The sequence below is a fragment of the Rubrivivax albus genome (genome assembly GCF_004016515.1).
GTDB classification, from domain to species: domain Bacteria; phylum Pseudomonadota; class Gammaproteobacteria; order Burkholderiales; family Burkholderiaceae_C; genus Rubrivivax; species Rubrivivax albus.
Genome location: NZ_SACT01000046.1, coordinates 1 through 487, shown reverse-complemented (window position 1 = coordinate 487; position 487 = coordinate 1). Strand labels below are relative to the sequence as shown.

General features: G+C 69.8%; 1 protein-coding gene. It reads right to left on the bottom strand.

Annotation, left to right across the window (positions count from 1 at the left end; all coding sequences use genetic code 11):
• Positions 1-41 precede the first annotated feature (41 nt).
• A partial coding sequence (locus ENE75_RS24685; protein WP_158289098.1) for an IS66 family transposase occupies positions 42-487 on the bottom strand: 446 nt, incomplete at its 5' end.

The following is a 487-nucleotide window of genomic DNA, read 5'->3' as shown; positions in this document are numbered from 1 at the left end:
GTAAGCGTCCGGCGATCCCGTCATGACGACGGGGGCGGTGGTCAGGCCGAGTCGATCGCCTGCCAGCGGTGCGGCAGCAGCTCGCCGATCCTGCTGGCGGGCTGCGTAGGCAGCCTCTCGAGCACGTCGCGGATGTAGGCGTATGGATCGTGCCCATTGAGCTTGGCCGAGTGGATCAGGCTCATGACCGCAGCGGCGCGCTTGCCGGCGCGCAGGCTGCCGGCGAACAGCCAGTTCTGCCGCCCCAGCGCAATCGGCCGGATGCGGTTCTCCACCCAGTTGTTGTCGATCGGCAGGTTGCCGTCGTCGAGGTAGCGCGTCAGCGCCACCCAGCGCTTGAGGCTGTAGTCGATCGCCCGGGCGGTGGCCGAGCCGTCCGGGATCTTCTGCCGCTGCTGGCCCATCCACTGGTGCAGCGCGTCGGCCACGGGCCGTGATCGTCGTCGTCGGGCCTCGAGCCGGGCCTGGCTGTGGGCCTTGGCCACTT